Genomic DNA, 20,800 nt, shown 5'->3' on the forward strand with positions numbered 1-20,800 from the left:
AAAGGGAGCTGGTTTCATATATTAAACTCTTGCGCCTCTATAAATAATTGGTTTAATGTGCTGCCTATCGTCATTGGGTCAAATGGCTTTTCTATGACTCCTACCGCTCCCGCATCTATATATATCTGTTTCTCGGAAGGCTGAATTTTAGCTGTCATAAACACAATGGGTGTGGTGGTCAGTGAAGGTATTTTTTTTAATTCAGCCAACGTTTCTAAGCCATCCATTTTCGGCATCATTACATCGAGTAAAATTAAGTCAGGTGCAAATGCAACGACCTCCTTTAATGCAGACTCTGCACCTTCACAACTTAAAACCTCAAAGCCAGCAATATCAGATAGCGCCATCTCTGTAACGATACGGATACATTCATCGTCTTCAACATGCATTACTTTATTAAGTTTCATATTACTCTCACTGTATTTTACAAAGTACTTTTATTACGTACTTAAATATACGTAAAGCAAATATTTTATAACCTAGTTTATCGGTATTTCCAATGCTATTAAAATTCAATAATATTATTTACAACTTAAGGAAAATCATTAGCTCTAAAACGATTTATATTAAGTACCTACTAAAAAGTTATAAATGTTTGGTCCATTAGGTCAATAAGTTACCTTACAAAAAAGTTTAGCTAACAGTGAGCTAATTTCATAGTGTGTATATAAATCAGTTCTAAAGATGTGGGCTTTCCCACTTTAGAGGACATGTTTTTGTCGCTTAGCTTAGCTAAATGTCAGCAATTGTCACTTCGACGAAGTCCGCCTAGAGCGAGATGGGTCACTTAAGAATTTAATGTCTTAAGTCATGAACCATTGGCTTTATCACTTTCTTACGTTTACAGTGGATAATGTCAGTAAATTCTTCGACCATAGTTAGTTGTAGACGATTTAAAAAACTGATTCCCCCCTAAATAAAACCTATATCAGGAACACAGGTAAATAAAAACTTTGTCGGATTCCTATTGCAGCAAAACAAATTGCTAACGCTCAACGAGACCTTAACTTTCGGCAAAATTGCCTAGAATATAAAAACTCAACATTAGTTTACCTAGTGCAGATTAATTTATTAAGAGGCTCGCTTCGAGTTAAACTTCCGTCACGCTGAAGATTAAAAACCTTGGCGGGAATGCTTTTCAAGACCCAAAGCAACAGTATTTTATGAGTCGGTATCGTTTTTGACTCGTCGGAAAATAACAATACGTAATCCTATATTCGGGGTTCATTTTTCCAATACATAAGCACTAGTGTAAAACTAATGCCCCCTTTTTCCAGACCAACTTAATCGATTAAGTAAAACCCTAATTAACCTAGTGCCGAATGGTGATAAATACATTGTTTTTCAGTTAAAACCTAAATGCAGAATCACAACATTAAAGCATTAAAATTTAGTTTTACAGCATTAATATTCACACTTTTATTTTCTCCCTCTAGGTCACTCATTAAGATTATAAGTAAACACCAACCCCTACACACCCCATATATATGACAAAACCTTAATTCAAGATGAATTAACCGGATTTTTTTAAAAGATAATTCATGCATTAGTTTTTATATTTATATTTATGTTTATATTTATATTATTAAATCAGTACACTCTTACTAAACACGCAACTTAATCGTTTAAGTATTCGAGAAAGTAGTATATAGTCACACTGCTAATATCAATTAGCGAGGGCATTATTACGCCTGAATTTCTTGGCTAATTCCAGAAGATAAACTTTAGCCTTTGTCCGAATCGATTTCGCTTTAAAAGTCGCATACATTCAAGTGAATACAATTAGTTTTCACTTAGGATAATTGATTTAGACTAGGGTAACAGGGTGTCTTATTAGGAAGAGGCTATTCTTTTACGGGAAACATTTTCAATTTAGTGAGAAGATATTGATGGATAGTAAAATAAGTAAATCGACAATCCCAATTTTGTGTGCATTTCTGGGTTTAACAACGGCAGCTGTTGCAGAACCTTATCTACAGCCAGGTCCCGAGCCGACACTTCACACCCAAGAGGCATTTTCACCTGAGAGTAATTTCACTGCGAAGTGGACGCGGGCTGATGCACGCCAAATCAAGCGCATGTCTGATCCGACGGCAGGTTCACGTCAAAATTCGATGCCTGAAGAATATACTATGCCTGATATCCCGCAAAACTTTCCCGACATGTCGAACGAACAGGTCTGGGTATGGGACTCTTGGCCTCTTACTGACGAGAATGCTAATCAGTACAGTGTCAATGGGCAGGAGATCATTTTTTCTTTAGTAGCTGACCGTAGCCTTGGCTTTGATGACCGTCATGTTTACGCAAAGATCGGCTACTTCTATCGGCCGGCTGGGATTTCCGCTGACCAACGCCCAGAAAATGGTGGTTGGACCTATGGTGGTCTCGTGTTCGATGAAGGTGTCACCGGTGAAATTTTCGAGGACCAGTCTTATAGCCACCAGACCCAGTGGTCAGGCTCCGCGCGTATTTTTGCAGGTGGTGAAATAAAATTATTTTTCACAGATGTTGCATTCTACCGAGACCAAAACGGTGGACCGGACATCAAACCGTACGACTCTCGACTCGCCCTAAGCGTAGGCCATGTGCATGCTAATAAACACGGTGTGAGATTCACCGGGTTCAATAAAGTTACGTCGTTACTCGAGGCTGACGGCACTTACTACCAAAATGCTGAGCAAAACCCTTACTATAACTTCCGCGACCCGTTTACTTTCGAAGATCCGGCTCATCCAGGTGAGACCTATATGGTATTTGAGGGCAACACGGCGATGGACCGGGCAACTGCACAGTGTGATGCGGACGACCTTGGCTACCGGGACGGCGACCCTTATGCAGAAACCGTAACCCAAGTGAATGCATCGGGTGCGCCCTTTCAAATCGGTAACGTTGGTCTGGCCAGGGCTACGAACGACGACCTGACCGAGTGGGAATTTCTGCCGCCTATTCTATCTGCAAACTGTGTCACCGACCAGACTGAACGACCGCAGATTTACCAACAAGATGGCAAGTACTATCTTTTCACTATTAGCCACAGCACTACATATGCAACAGGTATTACTGGCCCCGAGGGCGTATATGGTTTCGTAGGCAACGGTATTCGTAGTGATTACCAGCCGATGAACCAGGGATCTGGGCTGGTGCTCGGTAACCCAACAAACCTCAATTACTGGCCAGGTAGCCCGTTTGCGCCAGACTATAATCAGCATCCAGGTCAATTCCAGTCATACTCACACTATGTGATGCCTGGTGGTTTAATCCAATCGTTCATCGACACAATCGGCACTAAAGAAAATTTTCGTCGTGGTGGGACACTTGCACCTACAGTTAGGATAAAAATTAACGGCGACTCGTCAGAGGTTGATTATTCCTATGGCGTAAATGGTTATGGGCTAGGTGGTTGGGCCGATATCCCTGCAAACCTGAATGTGAATTCGGGCGGACAGATCAAGCCACTTAAGCAATAACTTTAGTAAATTAACTTATATAGTCCTTACAAGGGGGAAGAGGAGAATGTGTTGTACCGACGTATCCTCTTCTCTCTTATTTGTACCTGGCAAATAAAAGTATGCGGATTCATTGGACAGCCTCACAAACTGTCAGTCTGTTTTTTTTGTTTTGCGGCAGTGACTTTTGAAGCACTGCATTTCTTTATTTTACAATTTTTTTGTACCGCCCATACCATCTATCATGCTCATTGAGTACCTTTGCGCAACTACTTTACTTTTTATCCGATTTTCCAATAAGGAGAGTTATGAATAACAATTTTATTTTAATATCTGCAAGTCGCTGGTCTTTGGCAATTTGCATGTTGGTCGCGCTGTTCAATTCAGGGGGGTCATCGGCCGTTGAATTCGGTTCCGAAGCAGCAATCAGCTCCTCACCGTTGCCCCTGTTGACAGAAAAATCATCTAAATACCAGCGTCCGACTAATTGGGCACGATATAGACCCGCAATGCACCTGACCCCCGAAAAACACTGGATGAACGATCCTCAGCGTCCAATTATGATTGACGGTATCTGGCACTACTATTACCTTTACAATGCCGATTATCCTATAGGGAATGGTACTGAGTGGTACCACGCAACCTCGGTTGACCTTGTGCACTGGCAAGATCACGGCGTGGCAATTGATAAGTATAAGAATGGCCTCGGCGATATTGAAACCGGCAGCGCAGTAATTGACATCAATAACACTGCAGGCTTCGGTCCTGGCGCGGTAATCGCCATTATGACTCAACAGCACGAGGGTGTGCAGCGTCAATCACTCTTTGTCTCGACTGACGGCGGCTATCGATTTAAGGCGTACCAAGACAACCCTATTATGGACAACCCAGGATCCCAGCATTGGCGTGATCCTAAAATAGTCTGGGACGACACGCGCAATGAATGGTTGATGGTTCTGGCTGAGGGTCATAAGATCGGCTTTTACACATCGCCCGATTTGAAGCATTGGAAGTATCAGTCTGGGTTCAAGCGCAGCGACCTTGGAATTCTGGAATGTCCAGACCTGTTCCGGATGTCGGTCAACGGTGACACTGCAACTACACGATGGGTGCTGGTAACTGGCGCGAACGGCTTTAAAAAAGGAATGACCACGGGAACTGTGTACTGGACCGGAGAATGGGACGGAGAACATTTCACCGCTGATCACGATGAACCTCAATGGCTAGACTTCGGCGCCGACTTTTATGCCGCAGTGACATGGGACGACCCCCGCAACAATGACGCCGAACGCCTTACTTCGCGCTATGCCATCGGTTGGCTTAATAACTGGGCCTACGCCACCAAACTCCCAACCGATGACTGGCACGGGGGAGCTAACTCGGTCGTACGGCGCATCATGCTTCAGTCCGTCGACGGTAAGCCACAACTTGTATCGCAACCCATAAATGCGATCAACAAACTTGAAGGCAGTACAATAGCTCGATCTAATATTCGGGTGACGGAAGCGTCGAAAACGACACTCCCTCAACCTCCATCCGACGCCTACCGTCTCCGTGTGAAAATTAATGCGGATTCAGATGCTAAAGAGGTCCGCTTCCGACTTAAGGAAGGAAAAAAGCACTTTTCTATCGTTGGGTACAACCTTGCGAATGATACTGTATTTATCCAACGCGATAGTGATGCTATAGCCAATGCGATGCCCAAAGTTTACCGCGAGGTTCGAAAGTCGCCCGTACAAATGCGCGATGGCTTTGTCATGTTGGATATCATTGTAGATATAACATCCATTGAGGTCTTTGTAAATAACGGAGAAGTTGTACTTTCAAATCTTGTATTCGGTGCCCCCGGAGAAAATGGCCTCTCGGTCGAGTCAATTGGCGGGAATACCGAACTGAGCTTATTTGAGCTAGCTCCTTTGAAGGTTGCCCCGATCATTCGCAGTAAAGGTAATACGCGCTAGGCCTATGCTCCCGTGAAATTTTCGCCTAGATGTATTTTAAGGTGTTGCTGGTTATTGTGTAATTAATAGATATCGTTCCAATATGCTATCTCTCTAAGAACAAAGAAGCTCGACAGCTATTGAAGTGGATTGAGCTTCCTGAAAAAACAATGATGCGGGTCTAGTTGTACATCAGATTGACAAAACCAGAGAGATGTTGATAACTCTATAATTCACACGGAGTTTGATTTGAAATTTATCAACTAAAGTAGAGGGCTATATTTGTAATTCGTATCAGCTTTTTTACTAACGTAATGGTAAAGTAATTTTGGACACCCATTAAGAAGGAAATATTATGCTAATAAGCATATAAATTTGGGTAAAAATCACAAAATTAAAACGCGAAACTTATTCCGCAGTAATCAAATAAGAAACTACTCAATTAGCTTAATTTAGGTTTAACGACAATTGACTCTAAGATTAAATATAAAGAACCTTAAATTGTGGCCAATATAATTGGCCACTACATTTCGAGAATCCCTCCACAAATATACATCTCAATTGTTGGATGTACTACCACTACAATGGTGAGTACTTTGCTGAGGTTCTGACAAAAGCATTATTCATATAAAGCTTAATAGGAGCGTTATAAGGTTGCTCGGTTTAAACTAAAAATGCCCTTCGTTTTAGTAAACTCACCTCCACCCAGTTTGACCTCGCTCTTTAATGCAATGAGCGCGGACTAATACTACCCACTAAATACGAGTAAATATTGCGTTGCTTGTATTGAGCTAATACTAAAAAACATAAGGCTTAATAAACTTTTAATTATCAATGCCTCAACTTACCAGTATTTAGCTAGCAGAGAAAATATAATACAAAAAAGCCGAGCTCTTAACTCGGCTCAAGTTATTAACAAGGAGAGGTTTTGTTAAACGTTCTTACTTTAGCCTTTAAATCAAATGCAGCATAAGCGGCTACAACAATAAAGCAACCTGCAGGCACCATATATGAAAATGCAACGCTGTAAGTATCAATAAATACAGCTTGAATTACAGGTACTATTGCCCCACCAAGAATCGCCATAACTAAACCTGCTGCGCCTAGCTTAGCATCGTCACCTAACCCGTGTAGCGCAATAGCATATATAGTAGGAAACATTAATGACAAACAAGCAGAAATACATACTAGTGCCCAAACACCACTTATATTGGGCATTTGCACCATGTAAACACATAACATCATTGCTATAAGAGATGTAGCCATCAGTAACTTTGCAGGACGAATAAATCCCATAAGCCACGTCATTACAAAACGAGACACTAAAAATGTAATCATACTGTATTGTAAAATTGTGCCGCCACTGACCTCATTTGTATTCAACGCTTCCATTACATATTGAATCGTAAAGGTCCATACACATGTCTGTGCAGCAACATTAAAAAATTGGGCTATTACACCAAAACGATAATGGGTATTTTTAAATAAGCGTTTAAAGGCTGGCTTAAAATCAACATGTTTTGAGACCTGCTTCTTTTTACAAAAATCCGGCGTTTTAGTGAACGCGATGGCAAGCCAAATAAAAACAAGCACACATGCCATACCCACATATGGCACCATTACGGCATCCAATTCGGCGCTTATTATATTTTTGAGCTGCGAAGTAGTCATGCTCGAACGCTCATCGGAAGTAGCGGTATTCAAGCTTGGTAAAATAAGAGTAGCAGCCAAAAACACCCCTATGTTTGTCCCTACCGGATTAAATGATTGCGCTAAATTCAACCTTCGAGTTGCACTTTGCTCATTCCCCATCCCCATAACATAAGGGTTTGCAGATGTTTCTAAAATAGATAGGCCACCTGCAAGTATAAACAAAGCCGCTAAAAAAAAGCCATAGGTCATTGCTTGACTAGCAGGGTAAAACATAAATGCGCCCATTGCAGCCATGCCTAGCCCAGTTAATACGCCAACTTTATAAGAATACCGTTTATTAATATAGGCAGCAGGAATAGCTAAGCAAAAATATGCGCCATAATAACTAAACTGCACCAATGCGGATTGCACTGAAGACATAGTAAAAATTTTACTAAAAACTTTTACTAACGGATCGGTCATATTTGCAGCTGCACCCCAAGCTGCAAAACATAATACAAGTAAAATAAAAGGCACGACCATCTCTTTTGAGACCAGAGGTGCTTTCGTGTGTGTGTGTGTGGTCATTTCAGTGTCTCAGTTGTTAACTTTAAGTAAAGCATTTAAACAGGTATATATCTGCACGTCAATAAATCAACTATAGTTATTTATTGTGCTTTTAGCTTTATATAATATCAATATATTATTCAACAAAGTAGCAAAGCAGCTCCCATTTATACAGGTTGCTGTATCGCCAAACGAGAGCTTGCGGTGTACAATAAATTAAGTTATTCAAGACAATAACCAACTAGGTAGGAATAATTATTAAAGCTAAAAACCCTCGACTTACATCACAAGAAGGCAGAAGCCAATCAGGCCTGCGTGCTTATAATGAACGTCGAATTATGACGCTGATCCGTCAGCAAGGTAGCGCTCCAAAAGCTGAAATTGCGCTGAAAACAGGGCTTTCTGCGCAAGCGGTTACAGTTATTATTAATAGCTTAGAAGCCGATTCCCTGTTAATAAGAAAAGAGCCACAACGAGGCCGTGTGGGGCAACCCACAATCCCCTTTGCACTAAACCCTGATGGCGCATTTGGTATAGGTCTAAAAGTAGGTCGCCGTAGTTTTGATTTAACACTTATTGATTTAATGGGAAATATTCGTGCTACGCTTCATGAAAATTGCGCTTACCCAACAGTAGATAGCCTACTAACCTTTTTAAAAAAAGGTATAAGCGTACTAAAAATGAGCCTTAATAAAGACCTAGCAGATAGGATTTTAGGCATAGGCGTTGCTACTCCTTACGAGATTTGGAATTGGACAGAAGAAGCCGGTGCCCCTACTGAAATAATGGAACAGTGGAAATCTTTTGATTTTAAGTTAAGAATAAATCAAATAATTGACCTACCTGTTTATGTTTGTAATGACGACACAGCGGCTTGTTCAGCTGAGTTAAGCTTTGGAAACCCTACCCGATTTACAGATTTTTTATATGTTTTTATAGGCACTTTTATTGGGGGTGGCGTAGTCATAAATGAATCATTATTTACAGGTAAAAAAGGCAATGCAGGCGCTATTGGCTCACTTCCCAAGCCTATGCTTAATAGCAAAGGTCAACTTAGTTCTCAGCAACTTATTATGCAGTCATCTTTATATATTTTAGAAAAAATGCTTAAAAATGATGGCTACAACACCGATATACTATGGAGTTCTAATGAATATTGGGGCGACTTAGGACCTGTTTTAGAAAAATGGATAGATCAAGTTGCTGACGGCCTCGCCTATGCAGCATTATGCTCCCTTGCGATTTTTGATTTTGAAGCTGTCGTTATTGACGGCGCTATTCCCATAAACGTTAGAGAAAAAATAGTACTCGCTACCCAGATAAAATTAAGCGAAGCAGATCACCGTGGTATTAATCGCTGTGAAGTAAAAAGTGGTTCTATTGGAGCTAAAGCACAATCAATAGGCTGCGCTAACTTACCGTTACTCATAAACTTTTCACAAGACAACACTATCCTTTCACACCATTAAAGCAATTCTGAATTCACTATTAGCAGCTTGCGCTTAGCTTGGGCTGCTATATACAAAGTACCTTTTCATAAATCCCATAGACTAATAAGTCACCATTATGTTTGTAAAAATTAATAAATAATAATAGTTGATTTATTAAATCAAGTTCTCTACATTCTATTTACAATTTTGAAAACACTGACCCGTTTGATTAATAAATCACAAAATTGTAAACACACACAATAAAGAGAGAACAACATGAAAAATATGTCTGCTAAAATGACCTTAATAGCTACGGCAGTTGCTATTTGCATTTCACCCAAAGCTAAGTCGCAAGACCAAGATTCATTAGAAACAAAAAGTGATTTAGGTTTTGAAAGAATAATCGTAACAGGTACATCTCGACCCAAAGAAAAAATTGAGTCAACGAATGCAATGACAACGTTTAACGAAGCTAAGTTAGAGCAGTTAGCGCCCCACAGTGTAGCAGAGCTCGTTAGAAGTATTCCTGGTTTTCACGCCGAAGACACCGGCGGCGAAACGGGTAATAACGTGGCTCCCAGAGGTTTCCCACTTTCAACCCAAACTGAATTTACAGCACTACTACGTGACGGTATGACTGTATTTTATAATCAAGATATTTTATTCACTCAAAATGACAGGTTTACTCGACTTTCAAATTATGTAGGTAATGTGGAAGCAATAAGAGGCGGCGCATCCTCTATATTTGTTGGTAGTGCACCTGCAGGGTTTATTAACTTTATCTCCCGTGAAGGGGGCGATGATACTCAAGGCGATGTATTTTTTGAAACCAACAGTAATAATCGTTTAGGAGTGCAAGGTTGGGTAAGCGGCTCTATTAATGATCAAACAACCTATGCGGTAGGCGCTTGGTACCGCGAGGATGACTCAGCACGCGATCCTGGGTATACAGCAAACCAAGGTGGTGAAATAAACGCTAATATTAAATATTTTTTTGATGATGGTAATGGATTTACGCGCTTTGAAATAAACAAACAAGATGACAGCTCATTCTTTTTTATCCCACAACCACTAACGGGAAGCACTACCGATGCGCAAACAATACCAGGTGGTATGGACATAAGAGACGGCACAACAGGTAATTCAGCAGGTGCTCGTCTTTTAACGCTAAACAACACCCCAAGTGGAGACATAGATTTAGACGTAGCAGATGGCAACTACGCTGACGTCACTTATTTTGGTAACACTACCGAAATAGAAATAAACGAGAATTTAATTTTTTCTAACCAAATGCGTTATACGGATATGTTAACTACATTTACCGGTATCATAAATGTAGGTAATGCCGAATTATTATCAGATAAAGCGCAAGCCATTTACGATGCAAATGCAGACCAATTAAGTAATGCACTCGTAAACGGCAGTTTAAATTTTGATATTCGTGATGCAGGTACAGGGTTTAGTGTTGCAAACTCAAGTGATGTAAACTCATATAACACAAATGGCTACGGTATTAATGCCGGCTTTTGGCACAGGCGCTTTGAAGGCGATAACTTTCAAAATGAAACTAAATTAAACTACACATTCGATAACATGGGGGATGGCACTCTCTATGCAAACTTTGGGTTATTTTTCTCTAATATCAATGGTCACGTAACTGACTACCGTATTAATACATTACAATCAATTGAGCCTCTACCACAACGATTAGATATTGTTTTTACCGATGAACAAGGTAACGATATTGGCAGCGGCACATACAAAGGTATTCAGTCAGGGTCTCATGGTTATGCAGATATTGTTTACAGTGAAAAAACTCTCGCGCCGTTTGCCGATTTTGAGTACGAGCTTGAAGATGTATCTTTCAATTTAGGCCTAAGATACGAAACATTAAAAGCAGATGGTGAGGCGCAAAATCAAGCAGAATATACAATAAATAGCTTTGCCAGTGATACAGATACTATTAACGGCAATATCTCCTTACCTTTTGGCGCAGGCACCTTCAGAAACTTTAACGTTGAATACAATGAACTTGCTTGGACAGTGGCCGCAAACTATAAATTTAATGATGATTTGGCTGTATTTACACGTTACGCAGATGGCTTTCGTATGCCTGATGTTGACAAGTACATGGCAATTACAGGCTTGACAAATCAACAAGAAATTGACGAGTTTAATAATTCCAATCGTCGAGAAACACAGCCGGCATCAACGGTAATGGCTGAGGTAGGTATAAAATATAACGAAGGCGACATAGCCGCATTTGTCACAGGTTACTTTGCAGCTGCTGATGATTTATTTTTTAATGTGCCAACGGTTGAAAACGGCCAAGTTGTTCAACGCCAAGCATTTAGAAATACGGAAACTCTTGGCGTTGAAGCTGAGTTAAACCTTCAAGTTACCGAAGGCTGGCGCGTTGGGGTTTCTGCTACTTATCAATCTCCAGAATTTGTGAACACCCCTGCCGCTCAATACCTTGATGCGAATGGTAATGCTGCGGCTATTGATATCAATGGCAACATGCCTGTACGTGTTCCAGAACACTTTGGGCAACTTACTAGTAGCTATGAATTTGATGATTTTTCTTGGGGTATGGCAACACTACATGGTAGCTATTCATGGAGTGGTAAACGTTATGCTGATGATGCCAACACTGCGGAGCTTCCTATGTATGGCATGCTAAATATTGGTTTATCGCTTGAAAATGAAAAAGGCTACTACCTTCGCGCTGATGTAAAAAACCTAAATAATTCTGAAGGGTTATCAGAGGGCGATCCACGTGCAGGTGAAACAGTTGCGGGTCAAGCAACTACGTTCAATGCACGGGTTGTGCTACCACGCACATTTAGTATTAGCATAGGTAAGCGCTTTTAATTTTATTTTTATCGCCTGCTTAGCAGGCGATAATGTTTACTATTATAGGAATATTTACGATGGAAGTACTTGCAATCGGCGAGGCGTTAATCGATTTACTTTCAAATGAATGTATAAACGAAAACACCTCAAATCAGTCGTTTAGTTTTAACCAATTTGCAGGCGGTGCACCAGCAAATGTAGCTGTAGCAGTGGCTAAGTTAGGTGGTAAAAGTGCACTTTTAGGAAAGGTAGGTGATGACAAGTTTGGCCACTTTTTAATTAATGCCCTTAAATCCCATAATGTAAATACAGATCACCTTGGTTTATCTCTAAGGGGTAAAACTGCCATTGCTTTTGTGTCTTTAGATAAAAGCGGTGAACGTACGTTTGAGTTTTATGACAAATCCGCAGCCCATTACGACCTTCATATAACAGATCTAGATCCAACCTTATTTACGCAACCTAAAATTGTTTCATTTTGTTCAGGCTCTCTAGCCAAGCCACTCATTTACGATACCACTGTATATGCTCTACAACAGTTTAATAAAGTTGATTCTATATCCTGTATGGATATTAATTTTCGCCCAGCATTTTGGGATGCACCTCATACTGCAGCATCAGTAATATTTGAAGTTGCCAAAACAGTTAATATCATCAAAGCAAGTAAAGAAGAGCTAGCTATGTTGTATGGAATAGAGCATATAGAAAGTACTATAAAAGCGTGGATTGATAGTGGTGTAACGTTAGTGCTTATGAGCGATGGCGCCAAGCCAATTTCATTTACATCTCAATCTTTCAGTGGAACCTACCCTTGCCCTTATGCAAATGTTGTAGATACCACTGCTGCAGGGGACTCATTTATTGGCGGCTTTTTATATCAACTAGCTAAGAACATTTGTAATCGTAGTGAATTTTCTACTTGGACTAATAATTTTGAAAACGTTTTAAAAGCTATTGACTTTGCGACTAAATGTGGAGCATTAACAGTCTCTAAATTTGGTGCCTTTGATGCACTGCCAACACAAAGTGAAATAGCTAATCTAAAACTTAAATCCGCAGCTGTGGCATAGCTTATAACAATAAAATCCGTAAACTAAATTTGGTTACTAATTTCATACCAACTAGACTTTTTTGCCTTTAGTACGTATTTGTTAAAAGATAAAGCTTTCTTAAACAGAAAAAACTATTGGCAAAAAAGTATGCGTGAAAAAATAAATTTAAATCCCTTTCTACTTACATATGTCTTTAGTAGCGCTATATCGACCCCGCTTATTTATAACTTTGAGCCATTTATGCTTGGGGTTGCGCATTATTACGAATGGCACTAACGCTTTGTTTATTAAAAACTCCTGAAATAAAAAGCCAACTAAAGCGCTTTAACGCGACACTTAATATTCTTAGCCAAAACATGCTTGCTCTTGTGAATCCGCTTAACCAAACGTAAAAAATAATTAGGCTGCACTCTTTCATGAAAGCAAAAAATAAATCGCTAAAGTTAAATAAGCTTTATTATAGAAATAACTAAAATGGAGTACTTTTTAAATTCACTTCCTGTGATTGTACTAACAGTAGGCTTCATCGAAATTTTGTTGTTTATAACCGTATTCTAAAACCGCATATGTTGTCCTTAATCGTATTTGACCCACAGCTCTAACAGCCTAATATTCTTAATATTACCCAGGTACGTTTTAATACCTCTTAATATTACCCAGGTACGTTTTAATACCTATAAAAGGCTAATAAGTAACAGCGCTATTAAACAGTGCAATAACAAGTGGACTGCAATTTCTCTCAGATGCAACGTGCCTGTGAGGAACTGGGGATCCAAATTATCTTTGCCAGCTCTCCTCAGGGCAAAGGCCGTATTGAACGCGCCTTCGATACTTTGCAAGATAGGTTAATTCCGGAGTTACGGCTTAACAACATTACTGACATGACGGGCGCGAATAGCTATCTCCATCACGTCTTTATCTCTCTGTTCTGGCGTAAAAGCTTGGTTGTAGAATCAAGAAAACCAGAAACCGAATATACGCCTTTATCACGCTACACCAACCTTGATGATATCTGCATCACCAAGGCCTACCGGAAGATCCGTAACGACCATACGTTTAGCTTCAGGGGAAAACTCTACTTCATCGACTCACCGCTTAAACACTCAATCGCAAACCAGAGAATTGAAATCCGTCTAGGTAAATATAAGCGGCGCGATGCTTACTTCGCCGGACGAAAGCTACAGGTAACCGAAGTAACAGAGCCTAAAAAATTGTCCTCGGAAGACAATGAGATCCAGAAGAAGCTTGAAGCATTAGCGTTGGCCGAAAGGCTTGGAAATGTGGCAAAAGCTTCCCGTCTTAGTGGTGTCTCCCGCGATACGATTTACCGCCACCGTAAACTAATAAAACAAGGTGGAATCCATTCATTAAAACGCAAAGAAACATCAGGATTAAGGCATAAAAATTGTGTCGATATTGATATTGAAAGAACAGTAATCGAACACTCAATCCAATATCCTCACTTAGGCCAGCAGAAAATTGCTAAAGAGATAGAGCCAAGTATGGGCTGGAAATCAGTCCAAATGGTGTACGCAGTATCTGGCTTCGACAGAGCATGAATACTATTGAACAGAGGATGGTAAAGGCGTCAGTCGCAGTTTGCGCCTGATCGGATGACCAAACAGTGCGCAATACATATACGTATTGCGCACTGTGTAGACTATCGTAAAACAATCAACGGAATATCTACTGTTTCCAACATTTTCAATGTATTGCTACCAACAAATAACTGTCGCAATCTGGAATGACCAAAAGCCCCCACTACCAACAAATCAATGTTGTTCGCAATTTGATATTTCACCAATTCTTCATTGATATTGCCTTCTAAAAATGCAGTAGTCACACTTAAGCCACGCTCGACTAATTGAACGGCAGCATTATCAAACTTAGCTTTAAGATCGGATTCATTGTTTTTTATCGCCACTAAATGACAATCAATGTCATGCAAGAGGCCGCCATCCAGCACTTTTTGTAGTGCCCTATCAGCCGACTCACGCCCGTCATAAGCAATCATAAATGACGATGGCACTGAGAATTTTTCAGGAACAATAACAACAGGCTGGGATACTTTTCGTAACAGTGTTTCAAGATGAGAGCCAATAGCTTTAAACTCGTTATCGTGACCGACCCCTTTACGGCCAATAACAATTAGTCGAGCCTCGCTTTCAAGTTCGCTTAATGCCTCAACGATATCGCCATTACGCTGTAAAGATTGCACTGTCTCTAGACCCATTTTTCGAGCCTCAGAGACTGCGTATTCAAGAAGCTCGTCGCCAAACTGAAGAGCAAGCTTACTTCTTTGCTCATCCAGTTTGGTCATCTCTTCCAATAACGAGGAGCGAGCGCCGAGCCCGATACTACCAGTATAATCATCCGCGCCGTGTTGATGCGTTTTTTCAATGGTATGGATAAAGCATAACGGCTTTGCCAACTTATTTGCGACCCATTTGCCAGCGCCGACGACGGCGGGTGTTATTACAGAGCCATCAATACAGGTAATAATTTTTTCCATAACTTGTCTCCTAGTGACCAGCCATTAGCTTTTCAACTTCTGCCGGGCCATTGTGTACACCAAACTTATCAACCACAGTCTCTGTTGCCTCGTTCATACCTATTAAAGTTACAGTAGCGCCTTCACGTCGATATTTAATGACGACTCTGTCTAATGCATTAACGGCAGTAATATCCCAAAAATGGGCGTGGCTAAGGTCTATCACAACCGTATTTACAGCCTCTTTAAAATCAAACGATGCAATGAACTGCTCTGAGGAAGCGAAGAATACCTGCCCGATAATTTCATAGGTCCGGGTCTTATCAGGCTCGGAATAGTGGGGCTTGACTGCCATAAAGCGCCCGATTTTGTTAGCAAAGAAAAGGGTAGCAAGCAAAACACCAACCAGCACACCTATAGCCAGATTATGTGTTGCTACAACAACGACAACGGTGCTAATCATGACAATATTAGATGAAAGCGGACGCTTGCCTAAATCTTTTACTGACGTCCAAGAGAATGTCCCGATTGCCACCATTATCATGACAGCGACTAATGCTGCCATCGGAATTTGTCGAAGCCACTCATCCAACACGAGTACCATAAAAAGTAAAAATGTCCCTGCGACAAAACTTGACAGTCTGCCACGACCACCAGACTTCACATTGATAATTGACTGTCCAATCATGGCACAACCTGCCATGCCTCCGAACAAGCCAGCACCAATATTAGCAATTCCCTGACCTTTACATTCCTTGTTTCTATCACTATTCGTGTCAGTCAAATCATCGACGATGGTAGCCGTCATCATCGATTCCAGCAAACCTACAACAGCAAGGCCTGCGGCATAAGGGAACACTATTGATAGCGTTTCAAAATTTAACGGCACGTCCGGCCACAAAAATATCGGTAATGTGTCAGGCAGTTCTCCCATATCACCCACTGTGCGTATGTCTAATCCTGTGACAATAGCAACAATAGTCAGTGTGACAATACAAACCAGAGGCGAAGGAATGGCCTTGCCAACCACAGGCAGATAGGGAAACAAATATATAATGCCAAGACCAGCGGCGATCATGACGTACACATGGTAAGTCACGTTGGTCAGTTCTGGCAGTTGTGCCATAAATATCAAAATAGCTAAGGCATTCACAAATCCCGTAACGACTGACCGTGAAACAAACCTCATCAACTCACCTAACCGCAAAAAGCCAGCCACAACCTGTAACACACCTGTAAGTAATGTCGCGGCTAACAGATATTCGAGACCATGCTCTTTCACTAGTGTCACCATCAATAGCGCCATAGCACCTGTGGCTGCCGAAATCATACCGGGTCTTCCGCCAACAAAAGAAATGATTACCGCTATGCAAAAAGATGCGTATAAACCCACTTTGGGGTCTACCCCAGCAATTATAGAGAAGGCAATGGCTTCGGGAATGAGGGCTAAGGCCACAACAATACCCGCAAGCACATCACCACGAATATTAGAGAACCAATCTCTTTTTACGTGTTCGAACATGCAAAGTTACCTAAACAGTTTTCCTCAAAAGAGGATAGAAAAATTACGTATGAATATGTCTCGCAAGGGATGCGATAAATTGCTCATTAAACTGAGCAGGAGATATTTAGAGGGGAAGCCTAGGGCGGCGTAAGTGTCAAACTTGACTCCGTTGCGTGTGATTTCAGATTTGAGGATCATACATTACCCGAATGTCATTATCCATGCCATTATTCCAAAAAGAAGCTACAGCAACTTCGTTTCCTGTATTGCTTATTTGATTGCCACTCAGTATTGTGGACATGATAAAGTCGCGTGGTAATTATACCGTCAGTGTCCCTTGGTAATCACACTAGCAAACTATGGGAAGGCCAGGCACCTTTGAATTTAAAGATAAACTGTTAGTTGACCCATTTACTTTATCGCCATTTGCACTAACAGGTATTATGAAACTCACTTATTTAACAGTAACCGCCGCTAAATTACCCAATAAAGTAGTTTAATGCTTATCAAAGGTAGAGTTTGTAGGATTATAGGCCTACTACGGCGCTGAGCCTTTCCATTAAAATCACATGCGCCACACGTCATGAAGTTGACCTAATCTCTCTCGGTTTTCGACCTGCCTAGAACCATTACGAGCATGTAAAGCAATACTTCTGGGGCGTGTTGATCTTTGGTGGTTGAATTTGCAGCAGTATGTTTGGTTTATAGGCAAGGCAGAGCCTATGTAGAGTGGTTATTTCCCATCAATAGGCGATAACGGAGCATAAATACCACACATGCGCTGCCCGTCAGGTTATTTCTAGGGACGATAAACTCTTTATTGCCTACATGGATGTAGGTAAGGAGCGTGAGCAGGACGCGGAAGCTTTGCTCAGTTTTTACTTAGCCCACAACTTCGCGCCGCGATTTAATTGCCCCTAGATTGAACAAAGGTCAACACGCCCTAGTAATAGATATCGCCTTAAAGCGATATATACAGTCATTGTAAATACATCAGCACGATAACGTCGGTGAGTATAAAGCTATATTAGTTTGACTCAAATGACGAAAGTTTCTTTTGAACGTTATTTCGCAATACATCGTCGATGTACTCATTAAATGCTTTATTACCGATTACCACAGGGTTTAATTGATCAGATTTACGATTTTTTAATGTATTAATTTGATTAATTAAATCATGTGAAAACGGGTGGTTTGAGATACTCGCATCAACATCGTTTTTGTTTGCAATTTTTTGAAAATAATTTAAAGAGTGCAAATAAGTTTGATTTGCTTCTTTAGTATCCGGTAAACCGGTACCTCCCCAAAGTGCAACTGTATGAGGTTTGCCATTATCTGTAACAGGTATTATCAAAGACAACCCACCAGGCGTATGCCCTGGTGTAGCAAGTACCGTTAAATTAGTTTTACCTAAACTTATTTTTTCACCATCGATAACCTGGGTGTAAGTGCTAGGTAACGGTATTTCGGTAGAAAAGTTACCGAAAGGATCAGTTAATACAGGTGCATTTGGATTATGGATATAGTCCCACTCATTTTTTCTCATTAAAATTTTAGCGCCATAATGGGATTCAAAGTAGTGAGCGCCACCATAATGGTCGCTGTGTCCGTGAGTAACTATCACGTATTTAATATCCTCAGGATTTAAGCCTAGCTCTTTTAGTCCAGGAACAATCACATGTTTAGCGTCGTGCGGGGTCCACATAGTATCGATTAAAATAATGCCCTCAGTTGTAGTTATAACAAAAGTGCCTACGCTGACATATCCTACAAAATAAAGGTTATCAAATAGCTGAGTGGGCTCAAGAACAGTGGTATTGAACAAATCACTAGAGGTTAGCGAGGAAGGTAATTTATTTAATCTAGTACTTATTTGATCTTCACTCAATTTTGAAATATTACCGTTATTTGATGTTGTGCAGCCGCTAAGTAAGTAAGTTATTACTGTAATCGAGAAAATGCCTAAAAATGTTTTTTTCATATTTTACACCTCAGTTAATTAGGCATATTAAAAGCCCAAGTAATAAACTTTAGTACGTCGTCTATTTAATTATCAAATACAGGGTATGAACTCAAAATTAAAATTTAATGGATAAAACAACTTTAGCCTTTGTTTGCTTAGTAATCGAGCTTGTTATCTTTAGGCTAAATGAGAGATGTGAATGCATTAGTCATCTTGTAAAAGAGGGTTTGAATAACGATAGAGGCGAATATATCGTTATTCATTGGATGGAAAATAGCTCTAGGTTACTTATTATCCAAGGCCTTTATATCATTAACTCGGTTAATTATGATATTAATTAAGAAAGCAGATAAAATAACGGCAGGTATTGCATTGGCAACACTGTCGTAAACCACATGAAAAAATGTTGCACCTGCCATAATAATTAACAAACCACTCGCAGCTAAAATGCTTAGTTTTTTTATCCAAATAGCAATAGCACCCGCAAGTTCACTTGCACCAATAAAGTAGCCAAACCAAGCAGGTAAACCCATGAGTGCAAAAGATAAGTGCATTTGCTCAACTCCTGCTAGTTTTGCAAAGCCTGCCGCTATAAACGCAAGTGATGTTAATCCTAGTGATGTGTACATAAAAATTATTTTTACTTTTGTGCTCATGTTATTCCCAACTTTAATAAGAGTGATCTAAGCCTACGCTTAGCTTTTGACGTTAGAATAATTACAGTTCTTATTAATTAATATTGAATGTTTTTTTATAAGATATAAACTTTAGCTTTACATGTTTGGCGTAAATTATGAAATTAGAACAGCTTAGTATGTTTGTTACTGTTGCTCAGGTTGGATCACTGAGTGAAGCAAGCGCTCTTTTACACAAAACTCAACCAGCAATAAGCCAAGGTATTAAGCAACTAGAAAATACCCTTAACTTTGCCTTATTTAGTCGTCACGGTTATCGGTTAGAGCTTACCAGTGCAGGAAAAACTATGTTTCATAAGGCTGTGAAATTGTTAGATGATGCAGTACAACTTAAACAAGTTGCACACCACATAGCACAAGGGAACGAGGTAAGTATAACGATTGCAATTGAAGCATCATTTAATTTAAAAGGTATATTACCATTACTAAAAAATATGCAAAATCAGTTCCCTGAAACTCAAATAATAATCAGGCAAGAGTACATAACAGGTGCAATTGAAGCATTACTTGATGGTGGTGCTGATCTGTGCATAACACCAACAATGGAATTTTCTGCACAAGAAGAAAAAATTGAAAAGCATTTGTTAAATAGCGGTTCATTAATCAATGTAGCTTCCCCAGTGTTGATAAAGCGAAATCCAAATCTTAGGCAGGCCGCTGATTTGTTGAACGAATACCAAATAATTGTGCAGGACTCAGGCACTGGTTCAAAAAACATAGAGTGGGGTGTACAGCAAGGTCAGCGACGATGGTATGTAAATGACTTTCCAACTAAAAAAATGCTTATCGAAAATGCAATGGGTTGGGGTAAATTACCAGGCTATTTAGCTGATGAAGGTATTGAAAATAATACTCTGCAAATGCTGTCACTTAGTGATGTGCAAAATATAACGCCGCTGAAATATTATATTATTAAGAAAAGGGGAGAAGTGTTAGGACCTGTAGGAGAGGCTGTGTGGGAGCAATTTAAAAACTATCAGATATAACAATCTCATATATGTGAAAACTTATTTAAATTACTTCCCTAAAAAAGCCACTAAAACCTACTTAGCTTGCTCTCTTACTACCACAAACTTAAGTGGCACATCGCCGTTGTTATAAATGCCGTATACATCATTAGGGGCTGTAAATGAAAATATAACCAGTATGAGTTGGTTGGCATTTGCCATTAGATTAATGGGATCAAATCTTGACTTCATAAAATAAAAATCTTCAATGACAGCT

14 protein-coding genes and 1 pseudogene are annotated in these 20,800 nt (G+C 40.1%); 8 read left to right on the forward strand and 7 right to left on the reverse strand.

Translation table 11 applies throughout. The features are described from left to right. Nucleotides 1-14: 14 nt before the first annotated feature. Nucleotides 15-407: a response regulator gene (locus tag EJ103_RS18090; protein WP_126009137.1), complete on the reverse strand. Its 393-nt coding sequence runs from the start codon at nt 405-407 to the stop codon at nt 15-17. 1,482 nt (nt 408-1,889) lie between these two features. On the opposite strand from EJ103_RS18090, the gene EJ103_RS18095 reads away from it, so the two are divergent. Both EJ103_RS18095 and EJ103_RS18100 read left to right on the forward strand, forming a co-directional pair. Then, a complete protein-coding gene (locus EJ103_RS18095) occupies nt 1,890-3,467 on the forward strand; it encodes a glycoside hydrolase family 68 protein (RefSeq protein WP_126009139.1) in 1,578 nt (525 codons plus the stop codon). 287 nt (nt 3,468-3,754) lie between these two features. Further along, nucleotides 3,755-5,407 carry a glycoside hydrolase family 32 protein gene (locus EJ103_RS18100; RefSeq protein WP_206435504.1) on the forward strand — a complete coding sequence of 551 codons (1,653 nt, stop codon included), beginning with the start codon at nt 3,755-3,757 and terminating at the stop codon, nt 5,405-5,407. A gap of 891 nt (nt 5,408-6,298) precedes the next feature. Here EJ103_RS18100 and fucP read toward each other — a convergent pair. Then, on the reverse strand, nt 6,299-7,606 hold the full coding sequence (gene fucP / locus EJ103_RS18105; protein ID WP_126009141.1) for an L-fucose:H+ symporter permease: 1,308 nt from the start codon (nt 7,604-7,606) through the stop codon (nt 6,299-6,301). Between the two features lie 317 nt (nt 7,607-7,923). Between fucP and EJ103_RS18110 the strand changes: the two genes are divergently transcribed. From EJ103_RS18110 to EJ103_RS18125, 4 genes and pseudogenes are all read left to right on the forward strand, one after another. Next, nucleotides 7,924-9,054 (forward strand): ROK family transcriptional regulator, encoded by a 1,131-nt coding sequence (locus tag EJ103_RS18110; RefSeq protein ID WP_004589563.1) that lies wholly within the window; start codon nt 7,924-7,926, stop codon nt 9,052-9,054. Between the two features lie 237 nt (nt 9,055-9,291). Continuing rightward, complete coding sequence (locus EJ103_RS18115) at nt 9,292-11,889, forward strand: TonB-dependent receptor (protein ID WP_126009143.1); 2,598 nt, start codon at nt 9,292-9,294, stop codon at nt 11,887-11,889. Nucleotides 11,890-11,921: 32 nt separating this feature from the next. Continuing rightward, nucleotides 11,922-12,941, forward strand: a complete 1,020-nt coding sequence (locus EJ103_RS18120; RefSeq protein ID WP_241232331.1) for a carbohydrate kinase — start codon at nt 11,922-11,924, stop codon at nt 12,939-12,941. Nucleotides 12,942-13,672: 731 nt separating this feature from the next. Beyond that, nucleotides 13,673-14,532, forward strand: a pseudogene (locus EJ103_RS18125) (helix-turn-helix domain-containing protein); the annotation flags it as partial. Nucleotides 14,533-14,583: 51 nt separating this feature from the next. Here the strand turns inward: EJ103_RS18125 and EJ103_RS18130 are convergent. Together EJ103_RS18130 and EJ103_RS18135 are read right to left on the reverse strand one after the other, a co-directional pair. Further along, nucleotides 14,584-15,435 carry a universal stress protein gene (locus tag EJ103_RS18130; protein ID WP_126009145.1) on the reverse strand — a complete coding sequence of 284 codons (852 nt, stop codon included), beginning with the start codon at nt 15,433-15,435 and terminating at the stop codon, nt 14,584-14,586. 10 nt (nt 15,436-15,445) lie between these two features. Further along, on the reverse strand, nt 15,446-16,936 hold the full coding sequence (locus EJ103_RS18135) for a SulP family inorganic anion transporter (protein WP_126009147.1): 1,491 nt from the start codon (nt 16,934-16,936) through the stop codon (nt 15,446-15,448). Between the two features lie 341 nt (nt 16,937-17,277). Between EJ103_RS18135 and EJ103_RS20185 the strand changes: the two genes are divergently transcribed. After that, nucleotides 17,278-17,418 carry a hypothetical protein gene (locus EJ103_RS20185; RefSeq protein WP_164521650.1) on the forward strand — a complete coding sequence of 47 codons (141 nt, stop codon included), beginning with the start codon at nt 17,278-17,280 and terminating at the stop codon, nt 17,416-17,418. 527 nt (nt 17,419-17,945) lie between these two features. Here the strand turns inward: EJ103_RS20185 and EJ103_RS18145 are convergent. Both EJ103_RS18145 and EJ103_RS18150 read right to left on the reverse strand, forming a co-directional pair. Next, nucleotides 17,946-18,899, reverse strand: a complete 954-nt coding sequence (locus EJ103_RS18145) for an MBL fold metallo-hydrolase (protein ID WP_126009149.1) — start codon at nt 18,897-18,899, stop codon at nt 17,946-17,948. A 266-nt stretch (nt 18,900-19,165) separates the two neighbouring features. Continuing rightward, nucleotides 19,166-19,537 (reverse strand): DoxX family protein, encoded by a 372-nt coding sequence (locus tag EJ103_RS18150; RefSeq protein WP_126009151.1) that lies wholly within the window; start codon nt 19,535-19,537, stop codon nt 19,166-19,168. Nucleotides 19,538-19,674: 137 nt separating this feature from the next. On the opposite strand from EJ103_RS18150, the gene EJ103_RS18155 reads away from it, so the two are divergent. Further along, nucleotides 19,675-20,562: a LysR family transcriptional regulator gene (locus tag EJ103_RS18155; RefSeq protein ID WP_126009153.1), complete on the forward strand. Its 888-nt coding sequence runs from the start codon at nt 19,675-19,677 to the stop codon at nt 20,560-20,562. Between the two features lie 57 nt (nt 20,563-20,619). Here the strand turns inward: EJ103_RS18155 and EJ103_RS18160 are convergent, their stop codons facing one another. Continuing rightward, complete coding sequence (locus tag EJ103_RS18160) at nt 20,620-20,775, reverse strand: hypothetical protein (protein ID WP_241232332.1); 156 nt, start codon at nt 20,773-20,775, stop codon at nt 20,620-20,622. Between the last annotated feature and the right edge of the window lie 25 nt (nt 20,776-20,800).

Origin of the sequence: Pseudoalteromonas sp. Xi13, from assembly GCF_003952205.1 — a bacterium.
GTDB lineage: Bacteria > Pseudomonadota > Gammaproteobacteria > Enterobacterales > Alteromonadaceae > Pseudoalteromonas > Pseudoalteromonas atlantica.